The sequence below is a fragment of the Streptomyces sp. SID3212 genome (assembly GCF_009865405.1).
In the GTDB taxonomy this organism is placed as follows: domain Bacteria; phylum Actinomycetota; class Actinomycetes; order Streptomycetales; family Streptomycetaceae; genus Streptomyces.
This window is the reverse complement of the sequence record NZ_WWJY01000693.1, coordinates 1-3,448: the sequence shown is the minus strand read 5'-3', so window position 1 is coordinate 3,448 and position 3,448 is coordinate 1. Positions and strand designations below refer to the sequence as shown.

Here is a 3,448-nt window from a genome sequence, read left to right as displayed (position 1 = left end):
TCCAGCCCGTCCGGCGTTTGAGGACATCGGTGACCCGCACCGGCAACGGGCAGAGGCCAAATTCAAGCCCGTCCGGCGATTGAGGACATCAGTAAGCCGCGCCCGAGCACCGGGCATGAGGCACAAACAAGCCCGTCCGGCGATTGAGGACAGCTACGTGAACGCCGGGCGTTCGGGGTCGAGGGTGGGGACGCCCTCCGAGGGCGAGGACGCGTGGGCGAAGCGCCGGCGGGGGATCCGGCCCGCCCGGAACGCCAACCGCCCCCCCGCCACCGCGTACCGCATCGCGGACGCCATCAGCTCCGGCTCCCGCGCCCGCGTCACCGCAGACGCCAGCATCACCGCCGCACACCCCAGCTCCATCGCCAGCGACGCGTCCGACGCCGTGCCCGCCCCCGCGTCCAGGATCACCGGGACGTTCGCGTGCTCCACGATCAGCTGGAAGTTGTGCGGGTTGCGGATGCCCAGGCCCGACCCGATGGGCGACCCCAGCGGCATGATCGCCGCGCACCCCACGTCCTCCAGCTTGCGGGCCAGCACCGGGTCGTCGTTCGTGTACGGCAGGACCGTGAAGCCGTCGTCGACCAGCGTCTCCGCCGCGTCGAGCAGCTCGATCGGATCGGGCAGCAGCGTGCGCTCGTCCGCGACGACCTCCAGTTTGATCCAGTCCGTGCCCAGCGCCTCGCGGGCCAGCCGCGCGGTCAGGACCGCCTCCCCGGCGGTGAAGCACCCCGCCGTGTTGGGCAGGGCCCGGATCCCCAGGGATTCGAGGACGGACAGCACGGACCCCTGCACGGTGGGGTCGAGGCGCCGCATCGCGACGGTGGTGAGTTCGGTGCCCGACGCGATCAGGGACCTGCGCAGGACGTCGAGGCTGGGCGCGCCCCCCGTACCCATGATCAGGCGGGAGTCGAGGACGGTGTCACCGATGACGAGCCGGTCGTCGGCCATGGTCAGCCTCCCTGGACGGCGGTGAGGACTTCCACCCGGTCGCCGTCGCGCAGGAGGGTGCCGGACCAGCGGGAGCGCGGCACGACCGTCTCGTTGACGGCGGCGGCGACACCCGAGGGCGCGGGGGTCAGCGTCGCGACCAGGACGTCGAGCGTGGTGCCCGCGCCGATCGCACGGGGCTCGCCGTTCACGGAGACGGAGAGGGTGAGGGTCGCAGAGACATTCGCGGTGTCCGTCATGCGGGCTGCTCCTGACGTACCGGGGCGGGGGAGAAGCGGCGGGGCGTGAAGGGGCGCGCGACCTCGGGGAGTTCGCCGGTGGTCAGCACGTCGGCCATCGCGTCCCCGGTGACGGGGGTGAGGAGGACCCCGTTGCGGTAGTGGCCGGTGGCCAGGTGGAGGCCGGGCAGGGCGCTGGGCCCGAGCAGGGGCGCGTTGTCGGGCGAGGCGGGCCGCAGGCCGGCGCGCGCCTCGGTGAAGGGCAGTTCGGTGATGCCCGGCACCAACTCGTGCGCGTCGCGGAGCAGTTCGTACACCCCGCCCGCCGTGACCGTGGTGTCCCAGCCCTGCTCCTCGCTGGTGGCTCCCACGACGAGTTCGCCGTTCTCGCGCGGCACGAGGTAGACGTGGCTGCCCCGCACGACGGCCCGTACGGACCTGGACAGGAACGGCGCGTACGGCCCGGGCACCGAGAGCCGCAGGACCTGGCCCTTCACGGGCCGTACCGGCGGTACGACATCGGTCGGCAGGCCCGCCAGCCTCCCGCTGAGACTCCCGCCCGCCAGGACCGTCTGGTCGGCGGAGAGCGCGCGGCCGTCGGCCAGGACGACGCCGGAGGCCCGGTCCCGTACGACGGTGAGGCGGCTCGCGAAGGAGCGGTGGAAGATCACCCCGGCCCGTTCGCAGGCCGTCACGAGCGCCGCCGCGAGCCGTCGGGGATCGATCTGGTGGTCGCCGTCGACCCGCAGGCCCCCGCGTACGCCGGGCGCGAGCATCGGCTCCAGCCGCCGGCACTCGCGGCCGGAGAGCCACTCCGAGGAGAGCCCGGAACGCTGCTGGAAGCCGTGCAGTTCGCGCAGGTGCGCGCGGTCGTCGGCGTCCAGGGCCACGGCGAGCGTGCCGCACGCGCGGTAGCCGGTGTCCCGGCCGCTCACCGCCTCCAGTTCGGCGACGAAGGCGGGGTAGCGCTCGGCGGAGGCGAGGTTGAGCCCGAGCAGCGTCTCCTCGCCGTAGTGGAGTTCGGTGACGGCGGCGAGCATGCCCGCCGCGACCTGCGCGGCCCCGCCGCCCGGTTCGGGGTCGGCGACGGCGGTACGGAGTCCGCGCTGCGCGGCCCGCCAGGCCGTGACCAGGCCGATGATGCCGCCTCCGACGACGAGGACGTCGGAGGAGGTGCTGATGTCGGGGTGCTGACCCGTATGGGACGACTGCATGGGCGTCCAGCCCCTCCCTTCGCCGGCATGACCCGGATCAGGTTCGTACGGTCGGAGGCCGTCAGCCTCCCTCTCAGCCCGGTGCGTCCGGGCTCCCGCGAGGTAGTGTCTCCGGCCAGACTAACGCCCTCTCCTCCGCCCGGTAAGGGAGCAATCACCGTGGCCCGTTCGCTGGACGGTCGTGTCCTGGCCCCCGTCGCCGACCAGGCGCCGGGTCAGGTGGGTACCCGCACGCGCTTCGCGTACGGCGAGCGGGACGGCCGGATCTGGGCCGCCTACGAGGGCGGTGACGTGGAGCGGGGCCATCTGGTCGGGACCCGCGAGGGGGACCGGCTGGACTTCCGTTACGTACAGCTCGGGAGGGACGGCGGGACGTCGTCCGGGCACTGCGTCTCCCTGGTGGTGGACCTGCCGGACGGCAGGGTCCGGCTGGAGGAGACGTGGGAGTGGGAGTCGCGGGAGGGCAGCGGGACGAGTGTGGTGGAGGAGCTGCCCTCTGATGGGCCGTCCGTTCTCTAAGGTGATCGGGTGAGCGAGCAGCGGACACACCCGGAAGAGCGGAACGTCGTCATCGTCGGGGCCGGGATGGCGGGGGTGCAGACCGCGGTCGCCCTGCGCGAGGGCGGCTTCCGCGACCGGATCACGCTGATCGGCGCGGAGCCGCATCCGCCGTACGACCGGCCGCCGCTCTCCAAGGCGGTCCTGCTCGGCCAGGCCGACGGGTCGTCCTTCGACCTCGACTTCGCGGCGCTCTCCGTCGAGCTGCGGCTCGGCCTCGCGGTGACCGGGCTGCGGCCGGACGTACGGGAACTCGACACGGCGGACGGTCCTGTGCCGTACGACGTGCTGGTCGTCGCGACCGGCGCGGAGCCGGTCAGGCTGCCCGGCACGGAGGACGTCCCGGGCGTGCATCTGCTGCGCACGCTGGACGACGCCGAGCGGCTGCGGCCCGTGCTGGGGCGGCAGGACGAGGTGGTGGTCGTGGGCGCGGGCTGGATCGGCGCGGAGTTCGCGACGGCGGCGCGCGAGGCGGGGTGCGCGGTGACGGTCGTGGAGGCGGCCGAC

5 protein-coding genes and 1 riboswitch are annotated in these 3,448 nt (G+C 73.6%); of the genes, 2 read left to right on the top strand and 3 right to left on the bottom strand.

All coding sequences use genetic code 11. The features are described 5' to 3' along the window. Positions 1–153 precede the first annotated feature (153 nt). The 3 genes from GT042_RS21010 to thiO all read right to left on the bottom strand — a co-directional run bounded on the left by GT042_RS21010 (position 154) and on the right by thiO (position 2,383). Entirely contained in the window at positions 154–951 is a 798-nt protein-coding gene (locus GT042_RS21010) for a thiazole synthase (protein ID WP_161310276.1), read from the bottom strand. Between the two features lie 2 nt (positions 952–953). Next, a complete protein-coding gene (gene thiS / locus GT042_RS21005) occupies positions 954–1,190 on the bottom strand; it encodes a sulfur carrier protein ThiS (RefSeq protein ID WP_161310275.1) in 237 nt (78 codons plus the stop codon). Continuing rightward, positions 1,187–2,383 carry a glycine oxidase ThiO gene (thiO, locus tag GT042_RS21000; RefSeq protein WP_161310274.1) on the bottom strand — a complete coding sequence of 399 codons (1,197 nt, stop codon included), beginning with the start codon at positions 2,381–2,383 and terminating at the stop codon, positions 1,187–1,189. The genes thiS and thiO overlap by 4 nt, the downstream gene beginning before the upstream one ends. After that, a riboswitch (TPP riboswitch) is annotated at positions 2,381–2,492 on the bottom strand. It overlaps the preceding gene by 3 nt. A gap of 50 nt (positions 2,493–2,542) precedes the next feature. Here thiO and GT042_RS20995 point away from each other — a divergent pair. Together GT042_RS20995 and GT042_RS20990 are read left to right on the top strand one after the other, a co-directional pair. Continuing rightward, positions 2,543–2,902, top strand: coding sequence for a hypothetical protein (locus GT042_RS20995; protein ID WP_161310273.1), 360 nt, complete (start codon positions 2,543–2,545; stop codon positions 2,900–2,902). 66 nt (positions 2,903–2,968) lie between these two features. Further along, a partial coding sequence (locus GT042_RS20990; protein WP_161310277.1) for an FAD-dependent oxidoreductase occupies positions 2,969–3,448 on the top strand: 480 nt, incomplete at its 3' end.